The 20303-nt window shown below is 37.7% G+C and carries 20 protein-coding genes; 10 read left to right on the top strand and 10 right to left on the bottom strand.

What is annotated here, in order from left to right; translation table 11 throughout:
• The first annotated feature begins 41 nt into the window (after positions 1-41).
• From addB to LMD38_RS20735, 3 genes are read left to right on the top strand one after another with little or no spacing between them, the layout of a single operon-like run.
• The gene (addB, locus tag LMD38_RS20745) at positions 42-3557 is read left to right on the top strand and encodes a helicase-exonuclease AddAB subunit AddB (protein ID WP_000058555.1); all 3516 of its coding nucleotides are present in this window, start codon (positions 42-44) and stop codon (positions 3555-3557) included.
• Positions 3554-7279 carry a helicase-exonuclease AddAB subunit AddA gene (gene addA / locus LMD38_RS20740; RefSeq protein WP_062822692.1) on the top strand — a complete coding sequence of 1242 codons (3726 nt, stop codon included), beginning with the start codon at positions 3554-3556 and terminating at the stop codon, positions 7277-7279. The genes addB and addA overlap by 4 nt, the downstream gene beginning before the upstream one ends.
• Positions 7280-7291: 12 nt before the next feature.
• Positions 7292-7579: an RNA polymerase alpha subunit C-terminal domain-containing protein gene (locus LMD38_RS20735; RefSeq protein WP_016716842.1), complete on the top strand. Its 288-nt coding sequence runs from the start codon at positions 7292-7294 to the stop codon at positions 7577-7579.
• Between the two features lie 80 nt (positions 7580-7659).
• On the opposite strand, the gene gerPF is transcribed toward LMD38_RS20735, so the two are convergent.
• The 7 genes from gerPF to LMD38_RS20700 all read right to left on the bottom strand — a co-directional run bounded on the left by gerPF (position 7660) and on the right by LMD38_RS20700 (position 9922).
• On the bottom strand, positions 7660-7875 hold the full coding sequence (gerPF, locus tag LMD38_RS20730; RefSeq protein ID WP_001141566.1) for a spore germination protein GerPF: 216 nt from the start codon (positions 7873-7875) through the stop codon (positions 7660-7662).
• A 42-nt stretch (positions 7876-7917) separates the two neighbouring features.
• Positions 7918-8304, bottom strand: a complete 387-nt coding sequence (locus LMD38_RS20725; protein ID WP_000902338.1) for a spore germination protein GerPE — start codon at positions 8302-8304, stop codon at positions 7918-7920.
• 15 nt (positions 8305-8319) lie between these two features.
• Entirely contained in the window at positions 8320-8514 is a 195-nt protein-coding gene (gerPD, locus tag LMD38_RS20720; protein WP_001102341.1) for a spore germination protein GerPD, read from the bottom strand.
• Between the two features lie 6 nt (positions 8515-8520).
• The gene (gene gerPC / locus LMD38_RS20715) at positions 8521-9135 is read right to left on the bottom strand and encodes a spore germination protein GerPC (protein ID WP_001070750.1); all 615 of its coding nucleotides are present in this window, start codon (positions 9133-9135) and stop codon (positions 8521-8523) included.
• Positions 9136-9203: 68 nt separating this feature from the next.
• On the bottom strand, positions 9204-9410 hold the full coding sequence (gene gerPB, locus LMD38_RS20710; RefSeq protein ID WP_001012508.1) for a spore germination protein GerPB: 207 nt from the start codon (positions 9408-9410) through the stop codon (positions 9204-9206).
• A gap of 14 nt (positions 9411-9424) precedes the next feature.
• On the bottom strand, positions 9425-9646 hold the full coding sequence (gerPA, locus tag LMD38_RS20705; RefSeq protein ID WP_001111187.1) for a spore germination protein GerPA: 222 nt from the start codon (positions 9644-9646) through the stop codon (positions 9425-9427).
• A gap of 96 nt (positions 9647-9742) precedes the next feature.
• Positions 9743-9922, bottom strand: coding sequence for an aspartyl-phosphate phosphatase Spo0E family protein (locus tag LMD38_RS20700; RefSeq protein WP_000462840.1), 180 nt, complete (start codon positions 9920-9922; stop codon positions 9743-9745).
• 247 nt (positions 9923-10169) lie between these two features.
• On the opposite strand from LMD38_RS20700, the gene LMD38_RS20695 reads away from it, so the two are divergent.
• Complete coding sequence (locus LMD38_RS20695; RefSeq protein WP_178378399.1) at positions 10170-11069, top strand: fumarylacetoacetate hydrolase family protein; 900 nt, start codon at positions 10170-10172, stop codon at positions 11067-11069.
• A gap of 35 nt (positions 11070-11104) precedes the next feature.
• On the opposite strand, the gene LMD38_RS20690 is transcribed toward LMD38_RS20695, so the two are convergent.
• Both LMD38_RS20690 and rocD read right to left on the bottom strand, forming a co-directional pair.
• Positions 11105-11389: a hypothetical protein gene (locus LMD38_RS20690; RefSeq protein WP_061183250.1), complete on the bottom strand. Its 285-nt coding sequence runs from the start codon at positions 11387-11389 to the stop codon at positions 11105-11107.
• A 107-nt stretch (positions 11390-11496) separates the two neighbouring features.
• Positions 11497-12687, bottom strand: a complete 1191-nt coding sequence (gene rocD / locus LMD38_RS20685; protein ID WP_000616655.1) for an ornithine aminotransferase — start codon at positions 12685-12687, stop codon at positions 11497-11499.
• 150 nt (positions 12688-12837) lie between these two features.
• Between rocD and LMD38_RS20680 the strand changes: the two genes are divergently transcribed.
• Complete coding sequence (locus LMD38_RS20680; RefSeq protein WP_000233489.1) at positions 12838-13203, top strand: YisL family protein; 366 nt, start codon at positions 12838-12840, stop codon at positions 13201-13203.
• Between the two features lie 60 nt (positions 13204-13263).
• Here LMD38_RS20680 and LMD38_RS20675 read toward each other — a convergent pair whose 3' ends face one another.
• The gene (locus LMD38_RS20675; RefSeq protein ID WP_061183248.1) at positions 13264-13818 is read right to left on the bottom strand and encodes a DUF2777 domain-containing protein; all 555 of its coding nucleotides are present in this window, start codon (positions 13816-13818) and stop codon (positions 13264-13266) included.
• Positions 13819-14056: 238 nt separating this feature from the next.
• On the opposite strand from LMD38_RS20675, the gene asnB reads away from it, so the two are divergent.
• The 5 genes from asnB to LMD38_RS20650 all read left to right on the top strand — a co-directional run bounded on the left by asnB (position 14057) and on the right by LMD38_RS20650 (position 20286).
• Positions 14057-15904, top strand: coding sequence for an asparagine synthase (glutamine-hydrolyzing) (asnB, locus tag LMD38_RS20670; RefSeq protein ID WP_000334012.1), 1848 nt, complete (start codon positions 14057-14059; stop codon positions 15902-15904).
• Between the two features lie 338 nt (positions 15905-16242).
• The gene (gene hemH, locus LMD38_RS20665; protein WP_001075098.1) at positions 16243-17202 is read left to right on the top strand and encodes a ferrochelatase; all 960 of its coding nucleotides are present in this window, start codon (positions 16243-16245) and stop codon (positions 17200-17202) included.
• Positions 17203-17261: 59 nt separating this feature from the next.
• Positions 17262-18728 (top strand): catalase KatB, encoded by a 1467-nt coding sequence (gene katB, locus LMD38_RS20660; protein WP_001069174.1) that lies wholly within the window; start codon positions 17262-17264, stop codon positions 18726-18728.
• 117 nt (positions 18729-18845) lie between these two features.
• Positions 18846-19151 carry a hypothetical protein gene (locus LMD38_RS20655; protein WP_000382768.1) on the top strand — a complete coding sequence of 102 codons (306 nt, stop codon included), beginning with the start codon at positions 18846-18848 and terminating at the stop codon, positions 19149-19151.
• Positions 19152-19935: 784 nt separating this feature from the next.
• A complete protein-coding gene (locus LMD38_RS20650; protein ID WP_062822691.1) occupies positions 19936-20286 on the top strand; it encodes a YtxH domain-containing protein in 351 nt (116 codons plus the stop codon).
• Positions 20287-20303 lie beyond the last annotated feature (17 nt).

The raw sequence follows: 20303 nt of genomic DNA, 5'->3' as shown, positions 1-20303 counted from the left end.
AGCAAACTAACGTTCGTTATGTAAGTGAAAGGTGGGGTTACATGTCACTTCGATTTGTGATTGGTAGAGCGGGAAGTGGAAAAAGTACACTTTGTTTACACGAAGTGCAAGAAGAGTTAAAGCAGCGCCCAAGAGGGGAAACAATATTATATCTTGTGCCAGAACAGATGACATTCCAAACGCAGCAGGCGTTAATTGGTAGTGAGGATGTTAGAGGTTCTATTCGGGCACAAGTTTTTAGTTTTTCACGATTAGCGTGGAAAGTATTGCAAGAAGTTGGCGGAGCGAGTCGTCTTCACATTGATGAAGCGGGCGTACATATGTTACTTCGTAAAATTGTAGAGTCTCGTAAAGATGGATTATCGGTATTCCAAAAAGCAGCGGAGCAAAATGGTTTCTTTGAACATCTTGGCAGTATGATTGCGGAGTTTAAACGATATAACGTGACGCCATCAAACGTATATGAAATGTGGCAACAATTAGATGCGCATAGTAGCAGCGCCGAACAAAAGCTATTAGCGAATAAAGTGTATGATTTACAGTTATTATATGATGATTTTGAACGTGCTTTAATCGGAAAGTACTTAGATTCAGAAGACTATCTGCAATTGCTAGTGGAAAAGCTTCCGCAGTCTGAATATGTAAAGGGAGCTGAAATTTATATAGATGGCTTCCATTCGTTTTCACCGCAAGAACTAGAAATTGTAAGACAGCTTATGATTTGCGGAGCGAGAGTGACAATCACGTTAACGCTAGATGAAAAAACGTTAGCGCAGCCAGTAAATGAACTAGATTTATTTTATGAAACGACGTTAACGTATGAAAAAATAAAACAAGTAGCACGTGAAGAGAAGATAGAAATTGAAAAAACGATTCCACTTATGGAACAACCGCGTTTTCATTCTCCAGCATTAGCGCATTTAGAAGCTCATTATGAAGCGCGTCCGAATGAGAAATTTAACGGGGAAGCAAGTGTAACGATTCATACAGCCGCGAATTTACGAGCGGAAGTAGAAGGTGTTGCTCGTGAAATTCGTAGACTTGTGGCAGATGAAGACTATCGTTACCGAGATATTGCAGTTCTTCTTCGTAACGGAGAAAGTTATTACGATGTAATGCGGACTCTATTTACAGATTATAATATCCCGCACTTTATCGATGAAAAACGCCCGATGTCACATCATCCGTTAGTAGAATGTATTCGTTCTGCACTCGAGATTATTAGCGGGAATTGGCGTTATGATGCAGTATTTCGCTGCGTGAAAACAGAGCTTTTATATCCATTAGACGTAAGAAAAGAAACGATGCGCGAAGAGATGGATGAGTTTGAAAACTACTGTTTAGCATACGGTGTACAAGGGAAAAGATGGACTTCTGAGGATCCGTGGATGTATCGCCGCTATCGTTCTCTTGACGATACGAACGGGATGATTACAGACAGCGAACGTGAAATGGAAGAGAAAATAAATCGATTGCGTGACGTTGTAAGAACGCCCGTTATTCGTATGCAAAAAAGACTGAAGCGTGCGGGAACGGTTATGCAAATGTGCGAAGCTGTTTACTTATTTTTAGAAGAGCTTGACGTTCCGAAAAAATTAGAAGCATTACGTATTCGTGCAGAAGAGAGCGGAGATTTCTTATTTGCGACAGATCATGAACAAGTATGGGAAGAAGTAATGAGTCTTCTTGATACGTTTGTTGAGATGCTTGGCGAAGAAAAAATGTCACTTTCTATGTTCACAGACGTTATGTCGACAGGTCTTGAGGCGCTTCAATTCGCAAACATTCCGCCGTCATTAGACCAAGTGTTAATTGCGAATATTGATCGTTCTAGATTATCAAATGTGAAAGCAACATTCGTCATTGGAGTGAATGAAGGTGTGATTCCAGCAGCACCGATGGATGAAGGTATGCTTTCTGATGAAGAAAGAGATGTTCTTAGCGCTGCAGGTATTGAACTCGCACCAACGACGAGACAAACTTTATTAGAAGAACAGTTTGTTATGTACCAAATGGTAACGAGAGCAACTGAGAAATTATACATTTCATGCCCGCTTGCAGATGAGGAAGGAAAGACGTTACTTGCTTCTAGCTTTATTAAGAAAATAAAAAGAATGTTCCCTGATGTGAAAGATACATTTATTACGAACGACGTAAATGATTTATCACGTTCGGAACAAATTTCATATGTAGCAACACCAGAAGTAACGTTGTCATATGTTATGCAGCAACTTCAAACGTGGAAGCGATATGGATTTGAAGGCAACTTAGACTTTTGGTGGGATGTATATAATTTCTACGTTACTTCAGATGAATGGAAGCAAAAAAGTAGCCGCGTATTATCAAGCTTATTCTACCGAAATCGTGCGCAAAAGCTAAGTACAGCTGTAAGTAGAGATTTATATGGAGACAAAATAAAAGGAAGCGTTTCTCGTATGGAATTATTTAACCGTTGTGCGTACGCTCATTTTGCGCAGCACGGTTTATCGTTAAGAGAGCGTGATATTTTCAAACTGGATGCGCCAGATATTGGGGAACTATTCCATGCAGCACTGAAGAGAATTGCGGACAGGCTATTACGTGAAAACCGTACTTGGGCGGATTTATCAATAAAAGAGTGTGAGCATCTTTCTGCTGTAGTAATAGAAGAAATTGCACCGTTATTACAAAGACAAATTTTATTAAGTTCAAACCGTCATTTCTATTTAAAACAAAAACTACAACAAATCATTTTCCGTACGTCAATCATTCTTCGTGAGCACGCGAAATCGAGTGGTTTCGTACCAGTTGATTTAGAAGTACCATTCGGTATGGGCGGTACAGGATCGCTTCCGCCAATGGAATTCTCATTACCAAATGGTGTGAAGATGGAAGTAGTTGGCCGTATTGACCGTGTTGATAAGGCAGAAGATGAAAACGGAACATTCCTACGTATTATTGACTATAAATCAAGCTCAAAAGCGTTAGACTTAACGGAAGTGTATTACGGATTAGCACTTCAAATGTTAACGTATTTAGATGTTGTTACTTCAAATGCGCATACGTGGATGAAAAAAGGCGGCACGGCATCACCAGCTGGTGTATTGTATTTCCACATTCATAACCCAATTGTGGAGGTAAAAGGTGACGCATCTGAAGCAGAAATTGAGAAAGAAATTTTAAAGAAATTCAAAATGAAAGGTCTCGTACTAGGAGATGCTGACGTTGTTCGTTTAATGGATAATAAACTTTCAACAGGAAGCTCTGATATTATTTCTGCTGGTCTGAAAAAAGACGGTAGCTTTAGTGCGCGTTCAAGTATTGCAAGTGAACAAGAGTTTAACGTCCTCCAAAAATATGTACACCATACGTTTGAAAATATCGGAAAAGACATTACGGAAGGCGTTATCGATATTGCTCCTTACAAAAAGGGGAATAAAGCGGCGTGTACGTTCTGTAACTTCAAATCGGTTTGTCAGTTCGATGAATCACTTGAAGATAACCAATTCCGTACGCTAAAAGATATGAAAGATAGCGAAGCGATGGAGAAAATTAGAGAGGAGGTTGGCGGAGAATGATAGAAAATTGGCCTAAAAAACCAGAAGGTAGTCAGTGGACAGATGACCAGTGGAAAGCCGTTGTAGCGAACGGGCGTGATATTTTAGTCGCGGCAGCAGCTGGTTCAGGGAAAACAGCAGTATTAGTTGAACGTATTATTAAAAAGATTATTAATGAAGAAAACCCAGTCGATGTCGACCGCCTGCTCGTTGTAACATTTACGAATGCAGCGGCGCAAGAGATGAAAAACAGAATTGGGGAAGCATTAGAAAAAGTATTAATTGATGAGCCTGGCTCTCAGCACATCCGAAAGCAGCTGAGCTTATTAAATAAAGCTTCCATTTCAACGATCCATTCATTTTGTTTACAAGTTATTAGAGGATATTATTACATGCTTGATGTTGATCCTCGTTTCCGCATTGCGAATCAAACCGAAAATGAATTGTTAAAAGAAGAAGTGCTAGATGACATATTAGAAGAAGAGTATGGGATAGAAGATAATACAATATTCTTTGAACTCGTTGATCGCTATACGAGTGACCGTAGTGACGATGATTTACAACGTATGATTTTAGCGCTTCATACAGAATCAAGAGCGCATCCAAATCCGGAAAAATGGCTTGATAAATTAGTAGAAGCATATGACGTAGAAGGAAAGACAATTGAAGATTTAGTGTATGCTTCTTATTTATTAGAAGATGTGAGATTCCAGCTTGAAACAGCGGAACAGCATATTCGGAAAGCGACGGAACTCGCAATGCTTCCTGACGGTCCAGCGCCTCGCGTTGAAACACTGCAAGCAGATTTAGCTCTACTTGGAACGTTATCATCAGCTGCTCGTGAATCGTGGACAAGCGTGTATGAAGCGATGCAAAACGTATCGTGGCAAACGTTAAAGCGTATTAAGAAAAGTGATTACAATGAAGATGTTGTAAAACAAGTAGACTCTCTTCGTAATAAAGCGAAAGATGAAGTGAAGAAATTACAAGAAGAGTTATTTAGCCGCAAACCTGAAAGTTTCTTACGAGATTTTCAAGATATGCATCCTGTATTAGAAAAACTAGTACAGCTTGTAAAAGTATTTACAGAGCGTTTCCAAGCGATGAAGCGAGATAAAGGAATGGTCGATTTCACAGATTTAGAGCATTTCTGTTTACAAATTTTAAGCGAACAAAGTGAAGAAGGTGAAATGAAGCCATCAGCTGTAGCACTTCAATATCGTAATAAATTTGCTGAAGTATTAGTCGATGAATATCAAGATACGAACTTCGTACAAGAATCGATTATTAAATTCGTAACGAAAGATTCTGAGAGTGAAGGAAACTTGTTCATGGTAGGTGACGTAAAGCAGTCGATTTATCGTTTCCGACTAGCAGAACCAGGATTATTCTTAGGAAAGTATAAACGCTTCACGCAAGAAGGATTAGGCGGCGGAATGAAGATTGATTTAGCGAAAAACTTCCGTAGTCGTCATGAAGTATTAGCAGGTACGAACTTTATCTTCAAACAAATTATGGGCGAAGAAGTCGGAGAAATTGACTACGATGCTGACGCTGAATTAAAGTTAGGTGCTACCTATCCAGAAGGTGAAGATGTAGCGGCTGAACTACTATGTATTCAGCAAACAGAAGAAGAAGTGTTAGACGGTGAAGAAGGTGCGGAAGTAGAAAAAGCACAGCTTGAAGCTCGACTTATGGCGCAGCGTATTAAAGCGATGGTTGATTCAGGTTATGAAGTGTATGACCGTAAAACGGATAGTATGCGCCCTGTACAATATCGTGACTTCGTTATTTTACTGCGCTCTATGCCGTGGGCGCCACAAATTATGGAAGAGTTAAAGCTGCAAGGAATTCCAGTATACGCTGATCTTGCGACTGGTTACTTTGAAGCGACAGAAGTAAATATAATGATGAACGTATTCCGCGTTATTGATAATCCGATGCAAGATATTCCGCTTGCAGCAGTACTTCGTTCACCAATCGTTGGATTAAATGATGAAGAACTTGCAACGCTTCGTGCTCATGGGAAGAAAGGCTCGTTTTATGAAGTAATGAGCTCCTTCTTAAAAGGGGCACCGCTTGAAGAAGAAAAAGAACTACATGACAAATTAGAATGGTTCTACAACTTACTGCAAGGATGGCGTGAATTCGCGCGCCAACAGTCTCTTTCTGATTTAATTTGGAAAGTGTACGGTGAGACAGGTTATTATGACTTTGTCGGTGGTTTACCAGCTGGAAAGCAAAGGCAAGCAAACCTGCGTGTACTATATGACCGCGCAAGACAATATGAAGCAACATCGTTTAGAGGACTATTCCGCTTCTTACGCTTTATTGAGCGTATTTTAGAACGCGGTGATGATATGGGTACGGCGAGAGCTTTAGGTGAACAAGAAGATGTCGTTCGCATTATGACAATTCATAAAAGTAAAGGACTTGAGTTCCCAGTCGTATTCGTAGCTGGACTAGGTCGCCGCTTTAATACACAAGACTTAATGAAGCGTTTCTTACTGCATAAAGACTTCGGTTTTGGTTCGCAATTTATCGATCCTCGTAAACGAATTAAATATACGACATTATCGCAACTTGCGATTAAGCGTAAAATGAAGATGGAATTAATTGCGGAAGAAATGCGCGTATTATACGTAGCGTTAACTCGTGCAAAAGAGAAGTTAATTTTAATTGGAACGGTTAAGGATGCAAATAAAGAAATGGAAAAATGGCTTGATGCGAGGGAGCATAGTGAATGGTTATTACCAGATCATATACGTGCCGGAGCGTCTTGCTACTTAGACTGGATTGCACCTTCCTTATATAGACATCGTGATAGTGAAATACTTCTTGAATTAGGACAAGGAAGCGTTCCAGATGAAATTTATGGGTATGACACGAGCTGGAAAGTAGAAGTTGTTGACGGTAACACGTTACTCGCGCCAGAACCCGTTCAAGAAGAGAAACAAGAATTGTTAGAAGCACTTCGTGAGAAAAAAGCTGTTCCCCTGCAAAGTGAACGAAAAGATGAAGTGTATGACAGATTAATGTGGAAGTACGGATATGAGGAAGCGACATCTCATCGTGCGAAACAGTCTGTTACAGAAATAAAGAGAAATTATCAATCTGAAGAAGGTAGCGATAACGCCTTTATTAAAAAATTACGTGCACCAATTCAAACGCGTCCTCGTTTTATGGAGAAAAAGGGATTAACATACGCAGAGCGCGGAACAGCAGTACATGCTGTTATGCAGCATGTTGATTTGAAGAAGCCGATTACAGAAGAAGTGATTCGGGAGCAAATTGCTGGAATGGTAAATAAAGAATTATTAACATTCGAGCAGGCGGAAGAAATTGCAATTGAAAAAGTGATTTCATTCTTTGACAGTGACCTAGGTAAAAGGGTATTAGCGGCGAAAAGTGTTGAGCGTGAAGTACCATTTACGATGATGCTTGCAGCAGAAGAAGCATATCAAGATTGGCAAGGGAAGAGCGGGGAATCCATTCTTGTCCAAGGGGTTATTGACTGCATGATCGAAGAGGAAGATGGTATTACGTTAATCGACTTCAAAACGGATACGATTGTAGGGAAATTCCCAGGCGGATTTGATCAAGCGAAACCAATTTTAGAAGAGCGATATAAAGTGCAACTTTCGTTATATGCAAAAGCGCTCGAGAAAAGCTTACAACACCCTGTGAAAGAGAAATGTTTATACTTCTTTGATGGTAATCATGTTGTAAAAATCGAAGAATAGAGGAACTTGAAAATGGCAACAGAAAAAACGTTAAGAACGTGTGAAAAAGGACATGAATACTACAAAAGTAGCGATTGTCCAACTTGCCCAACCTGTGAGAACGAGAGAGCGCCGAAAGAAGGTTTTCTCGCTCTTCTTTCAGCACCAGCAAGAAGGGCGCTAGAACATCATGGAATTTACACTGTAGAAAAACTCTCAAAGTATAGTGAGAAAGAAATTTTAAAATTGCATGGTATGGGACCTGCGTCTTTGCCGAAGCTTAGAAAAGCTTTGGAGGAGAGAGGGTTAGCATTTAAATAAAATGAAACAGTAAACAGTGGAGATTTTGATAATATCAAATGAGGTAAAAGAAAAAAGTAGGAGATATTCTCCTACTTTTTTTACGCTGTTCCAATCTGATCTTGATCCGCCACATCAGAATCAAATGTATTTGTTGCACTAACACCGTTAAACGTATTCACGACAAATCCAACATTGGAAGCTCCGGAACCATTATAAGCTTTCGTATTTTCTTTCGGAGACACGTTATAAAAATCCCCTAAATTGAAAGAACCATTACTGTTTTGAACGACGAGATTTCCAACAACGGAAGGCATACCATCCACCTACTTTACTAAGCTTTTTAATTACTATATGAATTATGGAGCGGAAGGTTCATCCGTAATATATTGGCGAATTTGCATAATACGAGAGTTATTAAAAACATAATCAACATTTCCAATTTGAAAGCAACCGGAATTTAAAAGTGTTCGTAATTCAACGTCATTCACTTCAATAAAAGGGCATTCATTTACAATGTTTAATGTTACGTCGGTCGTTCGTTTTGGGATTGTGATGTGTTCATCTGTAAAGATTTCAAATGCGTCTAAGCGACCTTCGTCTTTTATATAACAAGGAATTTCCCGGTGGACGGCAAGAGATCTACTTTTTAATTCCATTTGATTGGCGTCTCCAACTTGAAATACGGCAGAAATCCCTAAAGAAATAATAGAAACATTTTGGACAACAGACACATGATGTAACATAATTTCTCAGTCTCCTTAACCTGGAGTAGGAGGGACATCTGTTACTAATGGTACAAATGGCCCCTCTGTAACAGTTTCGAATGGTGTATCAAGAATAGAAGATAGTATGAGGAAATTTGCATCCCCAATTAAAAAGAGTGCGGACGACGATACACCGTTCATTTTAATCTGTCCGACTTTTAATTCACGATTTACAACGTTAACATTCATACATACTTACTCCTTTCGGAAATTGCCCGGTATGTGTTGAATAAACGAGAGGAAGGCCTTGTCGATATCATGTTTCATAGCTTGAATAATGATATCTCGTAAATAATCTGGATCTGTTGAAATCCCTTCATGTGATTGCGCTTGTGATAAGTAATAAGGGAGTCTATGCTCCATCTGTTTTTTGATGTCGTCAACCATCATTTGTCGATACATTTCATCGAGCGGCGTTCTCTCTTCTTGTTCAAAATGGAGAATTCGATTATATGCTTCTTCATCTAAGTAACGATGCATTTCTTGAAGGATGCTTTGGTAAAAATCTGGATTTGTGTCGGTTTCAGGATTGACCTTCAAAGTTTCTGTATCTACTTGAAAATCTTCAATTTGTTGTCCTTTTGCTGAAAACGGATTTAAACCAATATTTAAAGTGCCATTTAAATTTTCTACTTTTAATTGATCGAATTTGTATTCCACTTTTCCTACAGAAGAGGAGGGGCGATTTTTTAATTCGTTAAGCTCTTCTTGTAATAGACGTACTTGATCTTCTAAATTCAGGATGGCTGTTTGTTGTGCTTGAAGAGCTTGTTGAAGTTGGTGTAAGTAAGTATATATATCTTGATTCATTTTGTGAAACCTCCTTTTCAATAGGGAGGGTAAATATATTCCTGCTATATATTTATGACAAGGATGTCTTAAGAAGAACTAGTTGATGGTTTGATAGAAATAATTTGTCCTTTCGCCTGTAATGGGCGAAGGGGCTCTGTAAATCCGCCAGTATTTGAGAATTTAGATAGTGCTTTAATACTTCCAGCAGTACCAATTTGGAATACAGAAGAGGTTGTAATGCTATCAATTTTAATGCTGTTAATGATGATACTTTGGTTTACATAAAAATTCAATACAATCGCCTCCTCTAAGTTGAACCAATTATCGCTTGATCAATGACATCTGAATCATTGACAGTCGTTGCGCTTTGATAATTGTAGACAGAAACGTTATCCCCAACATTAAAAGAGCCGGCCCCAGCGAAAGCACGTGAATAACTAATAGGCCTAATCGCAAATACATCTCCAATATGAAAAATACCACTTGATCCAATATTGACGATACGAATATGTCCGACCATAGCTGGCATACAAAACACCTTTCGTTTTTAAAGTTTTCTTTTCTACTATTGTATGGGCGTTTTCAATAAAATGTGTGTTTTTTTGAAATAAAAGAAACACACACGTTATTGCGTGTGTGTATCGAGTGTTTGATTAGGGTGAAAATCCGTATGTACATGCCAAATTGCATTTAAGAGCCTGTCCAGTTCTTGGCTACAATCCACTGTTTTTTGAGAAGTCATTCCGTAGCGTTCAGCAAAATAAATCATTTTTTCACGTTTTTTTTCAATCGCTTGCTCAAACATTGAAATCGGCTCCATCTCTAAATGAAATTTTTAGTATATATGTAGTACATATTATACAAAAAAAACATAAAAAAGAAATGCATTCGCTAAAAAAAGTAAAATTTCTACATTTTATGCCAAATGATAAAGGAGTAACGAATCGGATATGAGAAGAATATTGTAAAAATTAGCGTGTATGAGAAGGTTTTTTTCTTGCGGATGCGAATACAATTAAAGTGTATGAGTTTTAGGATGGAGAGTGGAAATATTGCGTTTGGTAACGGCGAAAAAAGATGAAAAGGTATTTGTAGGTATTGTGGATGAAGAGGAAGAAAAGGTATTGCATGTAAGAGAAGCGCAAAGACAAAAAGGGGAAAAGGTTACGATTCCAATTACAATGTTAGAGTGTATTGAAAGAGGAACCGAATGTGTTGAAAAAATGTGTGAAATTGTCAATTGGGCGAAGGAAAATGAAGGAACGGCGTATTACCCGTTAACTGAGGTGAAAATATTAGCACCAATTCCAAGGCCAAGGAAGAATATTTTGTGCGTTGGAAAAAATTATCGTGAGCATGCGATAGAAATGGGCGGAGTAGAGTCAATTCCAGAAAATATAATGATCTTTACGAAAGCGCCAACGACAGTTATTGGCATGGATGAAAAAATTAATAGTCATCCCCACGCAACGAATGAACTAGACTATGAAGGAGAACTAGCTATCATCATTGGTAAGCGAGGGAAACAAATAAAAAAAGAAAAAGCACTTGAGCATGTTTTTGGTTATACCATTATAAATGATATAACTGCTCGCGACATTCAAAGGAAGCATAAACAATTTTTCCTTGGAAAAAGTTTCGATACATTTTGTCCGATGGGACCGTATTTAATTCATAAATCGATGATTAGTGCGCCAAATGCGTTACACATTGAAACGGTAGTAAATGGGGAAGTAAGACAAACTTCAAATACAAATAAAATGATTTTTTCAATAGAAGAAATCATTTCAACGATAAGTAAAGGAATGACATTAGAACCAGGAGATATTATCGCAACAGGAACCCCGGCTGGTGTTGGAAAAGGTTTCACACCACCGAAGTTTTTGCATGCCGGTGATGAAGTAGTCATTACAGTAGAAGGAATTGGTACTTTGCGAAATGTAGTGAAGTGAAGAAAAGGGCTATCTTATAAATAGATAGCTCTTTTCTATGGTCTTGGGTGATAGAGGTAATCGATAACGGAAAAAGTGTAAAGACCAATGACTGCAAGTGTACAAATGCCAAATAGTATAACCGTAAGTGCGCTTTTTTCGCGTCCAAAACCAATGATAGTAACAATAACAGTAGTCCAAAATGATGCTTTCAGTAGTGTGAATGTAGTGGGAGTTGAGTAGTGACTAAGCGATGTTACGGAAAGTAGGAAGCCGAAGAATGTAACTAAAAGAAAAGTTGTAGCTAAATAGTTAATATGTTTGCCGTATCTTAATAACATATCGCACCTCCTTTGTGATTTTAAGATACAGAAAATTACGATTTTTTAGTATAAATCAATATAAAATGAAAGAGGTTGTCCCAACATGTAGGACAACCTCTCTATTATTACGATAATACAGCTTTAATTTTTTGGAATGCCCACTCTAAATCTTCTTCAGAGATTACTAGAGGTGGTGCGATACGAATTACGTTTTCGTGTGTTTCTTTACATAATAGACCCGCTGCTTTTAGTTGTTCACAGTAAGGACGAGCTGGCTCGTTTAATTCGATACCGATAAATAAGCCTTTACCACGAACTTCAGTAATCATTGGGTTATCAATTTCTTTTAATTGTCCAACTAATTTTTCACCTAATTGAAGAGAGCGCTCTGTTAATTTTTCTTCTTCTAACACTTCAAGAGCTGCGATAGAAACAGCACATGCAAGTGGATTACCACCGAATGTAGAACCGTGAGAACCTGGCTCAAATACACCTAAAATGTCGCGGTTTGCTGCAACGCAAGAGATTGGGAATACGCCGCCGCCAAGTGCTTTACCAAGTATGTACATGTCAGGAGTTACACCGTCCCAGTCACAAGCAAATACTTTACCAGTACGACCTAAGCCAGTTTGGATTTCATCTGCTACGAATAAAACGTTTTCTTTTTTACATACTTCAAGAGCTTCTTTTAAGAAACCAGCTGGTGGGATGTTAATTCCTGCTTCACCTTGGATTGGCTCTAAAATGAATGCAGCTGTGTTTGGTGTAATAGCAGCTTTTAACGCTTCTAAATCACCGTAAGGAATTACAACGATGCCAGGAAGCATTGGACCGAATCCACGCTTGTACTCTTCGTTTGAAGACATAGAAACAGCACCCATCGTACGTCCGTGGAAGTTATCTTCACAAACGATAATTTCAGCACGGTTTGCTTCTACTTTCTTCACATCATAAGCCCATCGGCGAGCTGTTTTAATTGCAGTTTCAACAGCTTCTGCACCTGTATTCATTGGAAGTACCATTTCTTTATTAGTTAGTTTCGCAACTTTTTCGTACCAAGGACCTAATTGATCGCTATGGAAAGCACGAGAAGTTAACGTAACACGATTAGCTTGGTCAATTAAAGCGTTAATAATTTTTGGGTGACGATGACCTTGGTTTACTGCAGAATATGCACTTAATAAGTCCATATAGCGGTTTCCTTCAGGATCTTCTACCCAAACGCCTTCTGCTTTAGAAATAACGATTGGAAGTGGGTGATAGTTATTTGCCCCGTATGTGTCTGTAAGTTCGATAATATCCTTAGTTTGAATCATGATTGTTCCCCCTTTTGTTATTACAAGAAGTTTGTAAATACTCTAAATATTATAGCATTTAAATGTAAAAAAGCGAAACATTTCCTGAAAATAAATGAACATGTTATCATATAGAATGAAAAAGTGTGAAAAGAGGAGGCAAGGGATACGATGGTACATATGCATATTACAGCATGGGCGTTAGGTTTAATTTTATTCTTCGTTGCGTATTCACTTTATTCAGCAGGAAGAAAAGGTAAAGGTGTACATATGGGGCTTCGCCTAATGTATATCTTCATTATTGTGACGGGATTCATGTTGTACATGAGTATTGTGAAAACAGCAACAGGTAGCATGCACATGTGGTACGGTTTAAAAATGTTAGCTGGTATATTAGTAATCGGTGGAATGGAAATGGTTCTTGTAAAAATGAGCAAAAACAAACCAACAGGGGCGGTTTGGGGCTTATTTATTGTCGCGCTAGTAGCGGTAATTTATCTAGGACTGAAATTACCGATTGGTTGGAAAGTATTCTAATAAAGAAAATAAAACCACCTTATAATCTCAAAGACTTGGGAGATAAGGTGGTTTTTTATTTTATGTCGCATCGATATGCAACTCTTCTCCGTTCACTTTTGTAAAACGAAACATATTTTTATTTGATGTAGCGTGACGAACGAAATGGTGCTGTAGTGTACAAATCATCTCTTCGTTATCAAACAAAAGAATATTTACTCCTTCGCATGCCTCCTCTTTCGGTAAAAAGGATAAATAATTATGACAATACATACAATCATATAAAGAGTAATGAAGTGATTGCAATGCCTCTGTTAATAAGGAAAAGACAGAGTCAGGTAATTCCTCAAGCCATTCCGTATAGCTAAGGAGTAATTTTTTTCGAATTCGTATCATTTCCCCGTTTTGCAGGTGGTGCTGTTCGTTGGCGACTTGTAATATATCTTGTTCATAGAAACGAGCTGGTAGCCAGTTGTTATTATATAAAATTTCAAAGCCATCACCGGCAATATCTTCTAATAAAAATGCTTCCTCATTTTCATCATCAAAGAATACCCATTCATTGTTTATATATTCTACATTACCGACTGTATGAGCGCGAGGTTGGTTATATAAAATATGGTTACGTTGTATCATACACGATTTCTCCTTTATGAAAAGTAGTTATTTCTGTTATAGACAGTTCATGCGTTCTTTATAACTAGACACATCTACACATAGGTGGGCATACAATAAAACACGTTTTACTGAGTGAAGATGCTATTCCATATGTGGATAGTAGGTTATCGGCAATTTTTTTATTTTTAAATCCGCACTCTTAGGGTGGGGATTACTGCACGTTCAAGAAAAGAAATAAGATGGAAGGATGATTTATATGTGCGGGATTACAGGATGGGTGGATTATAAACGCTCATTAGAAGGAGAACGGGACGTCGTTACGAAGATGGCTGAGACGTTAGCGAAGCGTGGTCCAGATGATAATAAAGTTTGGATTAAAGGCAATGTTGCATTTGGACATAAACGGTTAATCGTTGTTGATCCTGAAGGTGGGAAACAACCGATGACTTGTTTAAAAGGTGAAACGAATTATGCAATTTGCTATAACGGTGAACTGTATAATACGGAAGATATTCGAAAGGAACTATTAAGAAGGGGATATACGTTCAAAGGTCATTCTGATACGGAAGTACTATTAGCGTCGTATATGGAATGGAAAGAAGAATGTGTCGATCATTTAAACGGTATATATGCGTTTGCCGTATGGGATGAACAGAAAGAACAAGTGTTTATCGCGCGTGATCGATTAGGTGTAAAACCACTATTTTATAAATATGATAGTGGGCGATTACTATTTGGTTCAGAGTTAAAAGCGATATTGGCGCACCCAGATGTGAAGGCGGAAGTGACGTTAGAAGGATTATCCGAAATATTCGGCCTTGGACCATCTAGAACGCCTGGTCACGGTATATATGCTGGTATAAAAGAATTACGTCCAGGTCATGCGATGACATTTTCAAAGAACGGTTTATGTATATGGAGATATTGGAATGTAGAAAGTAAAAAGCACGAAGACTCCTTTGAAGAAACAGTAGAGAAAACACGCTTTTTATTACAAGATGCGATTACAAGGCAGCTCGTTTCTGATGTACCACTGTGCACTTTTCTATCTGGTGGTGTAGATTCGAGTGCGATTACAGCAATTGCTGCGAAAGAATACGAAAGATCAGGAAAAGGGCAATTACACACATATTCGATTGATTATGAAGATAATGACAAATATTTTAAAGCGAATGCATTCCAGCCAAATTCAGATGCACCATTTATTCATTTGATGACGGAGACGTTTCAAACGATTCATCATCGATGCGTCATTTCAAATGAACAATTGGCGCAGTATTTAACAGAAGCTGTACTCGTTCGTGATTTGCCTGGTATGGCAGATATTGATTCGTCATTATTATGGTTTTGTCGTGAAATTAAACAAGATTTTGTCGTCGGTTTATCTGGGGAATGTGCAGATGAAATATTTGGTGGTTATCCGTGGTTTTATAGAGAGGATGATTTACAATCGAGTGCATTTCCGTGGATGCGTTCTACAGAAGCACGTGAACAATTGCTAAAGAAAGAATGGAGAAATAAATTAAATTTACAACAATATGTACAAAGGCGCTATGAAGAGTCCATTCAAGAAGTTCCTATTTTAGAGGGAGAAAGCCCAATTGAAGCAAAGAGAAGACAATTATTTTATTTAAATATGGTATGGTTTATGACAACATTATTAGACAGAAAAGACCGTATGAGTATGGGCGCAAGCTTAGAAGTACGCGTTCCATTTGCGGATCACCGACTTGTCGAATATGCGTGGAATATTCCTTGGGAAATGAAAATGTATAAAAATCGCGAAAAAGGTCTATTGCGTAAAGCACTAGAAGGATTACTTCCAAATGACATCTTATATAGAAAGAAGAGCCCGTATCCGAAAACGCATAATCCGCACTATACGAAAGCAGTAACGGTGTGGCTACAAGATTTATTAACGGATAAAGGCTCGATTTTACACGAACTATTTGATAAAGAACAGCTGAGCGGATTAATTGAGTCAGGCGGCAGCGCATTTCAAACACCTTGGTTCGGTCAATTAATGACTGGGCCTCAGCTTTTAGCTCATTTAGCGCAAATTCATGTTTGGTTTAAAGAATACGGGGTAAATATTAAAGAATAGAAGAAAAGCGACTTACTTTATATGTAAGTCGCTTTTTATTAAAGAAATTGTCATATAAAATTCAAAATCATATTATAAAAAATACTTATTTAGAATAATTATTTTGACGTACTTATTATTAGTTGTTATAATTGGAAACAAATGTTCTTGAAAAAGATTCTCATTTATCCCGCTTTAATGGGCAGTAAGACCCCCACCTCAAAATTCAGCGAAAGCAAAGAAGTTAGGTGGGGGTCGGGCTGCCCATAAAAGTCCGATTGGTTCAACTAATAATCAGTGGGGGATGAAGAACCCCCACTGATTAAAGTTTCACTTTATAAAATTGAGGTGTTATATAGATGGCAAAGAAAAAAATAGGTTTACTCGTAATGGCATATGGAACGCCAGAATCATTAGAGGATGTAGAAGCGTACTACACACATATTCGCCACGGGCGCAAACCTTCTGAAGAAGCACTCCAAGATTTAATTGGGCGTTATAAAGCGATTGGCGGAATTTCACCACTTGCAAAAATTACGAAAGAGCAAGCGCATAAATTAACAGATTCAATGAATAATATATTTACAGAGTATGAATTTAATTGTTACTTAGGATTAAAACATATAGCCCCATTTATAGAAGATGCAGTAGAAGAGATGAAGCGTGATGGGATTGAGCAGGCGATTAGTATCGTATTAGCACCGCATTATTCTACATTTAGCATTAAAGCGTATAATGACCGTGCTATTCGTCTTTCGGAAGAAATTGGTGGTCCTGTTATTGAACCAATTGAACAATGGTATGATGAACCAAAATTTATTTCGTATTGGGCAGATCAAATAAAAGAAACATTTACAAAGATTGAAGATAAAGAAAAAGCAGTTGTCATTTTTTCTGCGCATAGTTTACCAGAGAAAATTATTGCGGCGGGTGATCCTTATGTGAAGCAATTGCAGCATACGGCGGATTTAATTGCAGCAGCTGCAAACATTCAAAATTATACAATAGGTTGGCAAAGTGCCGGAAATACACCTGATCCATGGATTGGACCGGATGTGCAAGATTTAACGAGAGATTTATTTGAGGAGCATAGATATGAATCTTTCATATATTGCCCAGTTGGCTTTGTCGCAGAGCATCTAGAAGTTTTATATGACAACGATTACGAGTGTAGAGTTGTAACGGATGAAATAAATGCTGCGTATTTTAGACCGAATATGCCAAATTCACAATCTATATTTATCGATTGCTTAACTGAAATTGTTTCCAAAAAAATGAAAGAAGTAGTTGACAAAGATTTAGTTTTGAATAATAATTAGATTATAATAATTTTAAATAAATAATAATTACTATGAAAGAAAGAGGAGGATCCCCCTAGATGAATCCAAATAATCGTTTAACAACAAACCAAGGTGCTCCGGTTGGAGACAACCAAAATTCTCGTACAGCTGGTCGCCGTGGACCGGTATTATTAGAAGACTATCATTTAGTAGAAAAATTGGCTCACTTTGATCGTGAACGTATTCCAGAGCGTGTTGTGCACGCACGTGGTGCAGGTGCTCATGGTGTATTCGTTACGAAAAATAGCATGAAGCAATATACGAAAGCAGCATTTTTACAAAATGAAGGAACTGAAACGCCTGTATTTGTTCGTTTTTCAACGGTTATTCATGGTCAAGGTTCTCCAGAAACAGCTCGTGATCCACGTGGGTTCGCTGTTAAATTTTATACAGAAGAAGGAAACTATGATATCGTAGGTAATCATTTACCGGTCTTCTTCATTCGTGATGCAATTAAATTCCCTGATATGGTGCATTCTTTAAAACCAGCACCTGATACAAATATTCAAACACCAGATCGTTACTGGGATTTCATGACGTTAAGTCCAGAATCTACACATATGATGACATGGGTATTTTCTGATTACGGTACACCAGCGAGCTATCGTGAAATGGAAGGTTTCGGTGTACATTCATTTAAATGGATTAATGCAGAAGGTAAAATTGTCTACATTAAATATCACTGGAAACCACAGCAAGGTGTACGTAACTTAAGTGCAAAAGAAGTGCAAGAAGTACAAGGAAAAGACTTCAACCATGCAACTCGTGACTTATTCGATGCAATCGAAAAAGGAAATTATCCGAAGTGGGATTTACACGTACAAGTGATGCAACTAGAAGAAACGGATTCTTTAGATTTCGATCCGTTAGATCCAACGAAAGTTTGGCCAGAAGATCGTTTTCCATTAATGGAAGTAGGGACAATGACGTTAAATCGTAACCCGAAAAACTTCTTTGCTGAAGTAGAACAAGTGGCGTTCTCTCCAAGTGCAACTGTAAATGGTATTGAACCATCTGAAGATAAATTATTACAAGGTCGTTTATTCTCTTATCCAGATACACAGCGTTATCGCCTTGGTGCAAACTACTTACAAATTCCTGTAAACTGCCCATATGCAGCTGTTCATAACCAACAACGTGATGGTGCAATGCAAATCAATCAAAACCCATCTACAATCAACTACGAGCCGAGCCGTCATGCTGAAAATCCAGTTGAAGACCCAGCTTACCGTGATTCAACTATGAAAGTAGAAGGCTATGTATCTCGTGAGAAAATTGACAAACCAAATGACTTCAAACAAGCTGGTGAGCGTTACCGTTCATTCTCTAAAGAAGAGCAAGACAACTTAATTGCAAACTTAACAAATGACTTAAAAGACGTAAATGAACGCACGAAATTACTAGCTGTTTGTAACTTCTTCCGTGCAGATCAAGAGTACGGTATGCGTTTAGCGCAATCATTAAATGTTGATATTACGCAATATGTAGGAAATGCTCCGAAATAAATTGGAAAAGACGACTGTTAAACGGTCGTCTTTTTTTGTGTAAAAGATATTTTACATGATGGGTAAAAGGTGTTATACTCTTGTCAAATAAGTTTTACATATAAGAGGTGTATTTTGATGGATGTTTTGATTTTTATTATTGCGTTAAGTGTCTTTTTATTTGTAGTGTTTGCTATTATAAAGATGTTTATAGCGATTGGGAAACAAGGTGATGAGCGTGCTGTATTTATAAAAAACAAAGCGATGGCTGAGACGTTTCAAATTGCAATGGGGCTAATGGTACTTGAGATGATCCCTTTTATTTATCATCGTTTTAATGAAACGGTAGGAACACCGTTTAATCCAGTTCGTTTTTTAGCTGTAATAGCGATTGCATTTCTTATTATATTAAGTTTGAATAAAAGTAAGTATGGTGATTCGTGAGTGACACGGGGTATTTTACGTTTAAGTCATGTCGAAATTTGCTGGTAAATCGATATCCTGTGTCGAAACGTCGATATATTGAAATAATCGCTGATATATTTGAAAAATCGTCGATATATCCGAAGAATCGCCGATATATTCTACCAAATACTAGATGGGGTATTTCAAGATGCGAATATAAACAATATGTAAAGGTTCCCCTACATTCAATAAAGCTAAGCAGCCTGAGTTCTACAATAGATAGGAACTCAGGCCTTTTTATGCGAAAAATTTATGAAATCTTTTTGGGACAAAACTGAGGACGAGGAAAAGTGCGATTTCACCTAAAATAGCGACAATGATATTAAATAAGAAGGTGCGGAAATTTGTAGTGATATGATTAAGAATTGCGTATTTCCAATAGGATAAGCTCATGAAAATCACTCCCTGAGGCATTTTTTATAGTATATAAAATTTGTTTTGTAAAAGTGCATGTCTTAGTTTGTGATTTGTAAAAAAATAAAACGAATTCTCAATATAATCTCAATAATTGAGCAAGAATAATGTGGAATATATTACCTGTATACTTGCATAAGAATAGAAAAGTTCACAAAACATTTTTCTGAATTAACATAAAATTTACAAAAAACTAATAAATTGTTGAAATAATGCAAATGAAAATATATACTCGATATATACTTTTTACAAAAAAAGGATGTGACAAAATGGATTACACGTTTACTTAGCTTGGATAGGATTGATTCAGTTTACAGACTCAAAAATAATGAAGTGAGGAGAAATGTACATGTTTCGATTTATGAAATCACCAATCGGTATAGCTGTTGGGGTAGCAGCAGTTATATTGGCGTCACCGAAAGCGAGAACGGGGTTAAGAAAATTAGCGGTAAAAACAGTATCTGCTTTTCTCGGGGCAAAAGAACAAATAAAAAGTGCTGGTTCAGAAATGGAAGAAGCTCTGCCGAAAGTTAAAGAAGCGGCACGAAAAGCGGCGGTAAAAACAGTATCACCGATTATCGGAGCGGTAGAAGCAGTGCCGATTACAATTTCTAAATTCCAGGAAAAATGGGCATCTCGTGTAAATGCATATCATTCGAATGAGAGTGTAGATTATGAAAGCCTACCTGTTACTCCTTAAATAGTAAGTGATGTTAT

This window comes from Bacillus pacificus, from assembly GCF_020861345.1.
In the GTDB taxonomy this organism is placed as follows: Bacteria; Bacillota; Bacilli; order Bacillales; family Bacillaceae_G; genus Bacillus_A; species Bacillus_A pacificus.
This window is presented reverse-complemented; position numbering and strand designations above follow the sequence as displayed.

Bases quoted from the DNA above. Each gene is read 5' to 3' on its own strand.
- addB (WP_000058555.1), top strand. From the start codon at position 42: ATGTCACTTCGATTTGTGATTGGTAGAGCGGGAAGTGGAAAAAGTACA.
- LMD38_RS20650 (WP_062822691.1), top strand. From the start codon at position 19,936: ATGTTTCGATTTATGAAATCACCAATCGGTATAGCTGTTGGGGTAGCA.
- LMD38_RS20725 (WP_000902338.1), bottom strand. From the start codon at position 8,304: ATGTTACATCATGTGTCTGTTGTCCAAAATGTTTCTATTATTTCTTTA.
- LMD38_RS20655 (WP_000382768.1), top strand. From the start codon at position 18,846: ATGGATGTTTTGATTTTTATTATTGCGTTAAGTGTCTTTTTATTTGTA.
- gerPD (WP_001102341.1), bottom strand. From the start codon at position 8,514: ATGAATGTTAACGTTGTAAATCGTGAATTAAAAGTCGGACAGATTAAA.
- hemH (WP_001075098.1), top strand. From the start codon at position 16,243: ATGGCAAAGAAAAAAATAGGTTTACTCGTAATGGCATATGGAACGCCA.
- LMD38_RS20675 (WP_061183248.1), bottom strand. From the start codon at position 13,818: ATGATACAACGTAACCATATTTTATATAACCAACCTCGCGCTCATACA.
- addA (WP_062822692.1), top strand. From the start codon at position 3,554: ATGATAGAAAATTGGCCTAAAAAACCAGAAGGTAGTCAGTGGACAGAT.
- katB (WP_001069174.1), top strand. From the start codon at position 17,262: ATGAATCCAAATAATCGTTTAACAACAAACCAAGGTGCTCCGGTTGGA.
- LMD38_RS20735 (WP_016716842.1), top strand. From the start codon at position 7,292: ATGGCAACAGAAAAAACGTTAAGAACGTGTGAAAAAGGACATGAATAC.
- gerPA (WP_001111187.1), bottom strand. From the start codon at position 9,646: ATGCCAGCTATGGTCGGACATATTCGTATCGTCAATATTGGATCAAGT.
- gerPC (WP_001070750.1), bottom strand. From the start codon at position 9,135: ATGAATCAAGATATATATACTTACTTACACCAACTTCAACAAGCTCTT.
- LMD38_RS20690 (WP_061183250.1), bottom strand. From the start codon at position 11,389: ATGTTATTAAGATACGGCAAACATATTAACTATTTAGCTACAACTTTT.
- asnB (WP_000334012.1), top strand. From the start codon at position 14,057: ATGTGCGGGATTACAGGATGGGTGGATTATAAACGCTCATTAGAAGGA.
- rocD (WP_000616655.1), bottom strand. From the start codon at position 12,687: ATGATTCAAACTAAGGATATTATCGAACTTACAGACACATACGGGGCA.
- LMD38_RS20700 (WP_000462840.1), bottom strand. From the start codon at position 9,922: ATGTTTGAGCAAGCGATTGAAAAAAAACGTGAAAAAATGATTTATTTT.
- LMD38_RS20680 (WP_000233489.1), top strand. From the start codon at position 12,838: ATGGTACATATGCATATTACAGCATGGGCGTTAGGTTTAATTTTATTC.
- gerPF (WP_001141566.1), bottom strand. From the start codon at position 7,875: ATGCCTTCCGTTGTTGGAAATCTCGTCGTTCAAAACAGTAATGGTTCT.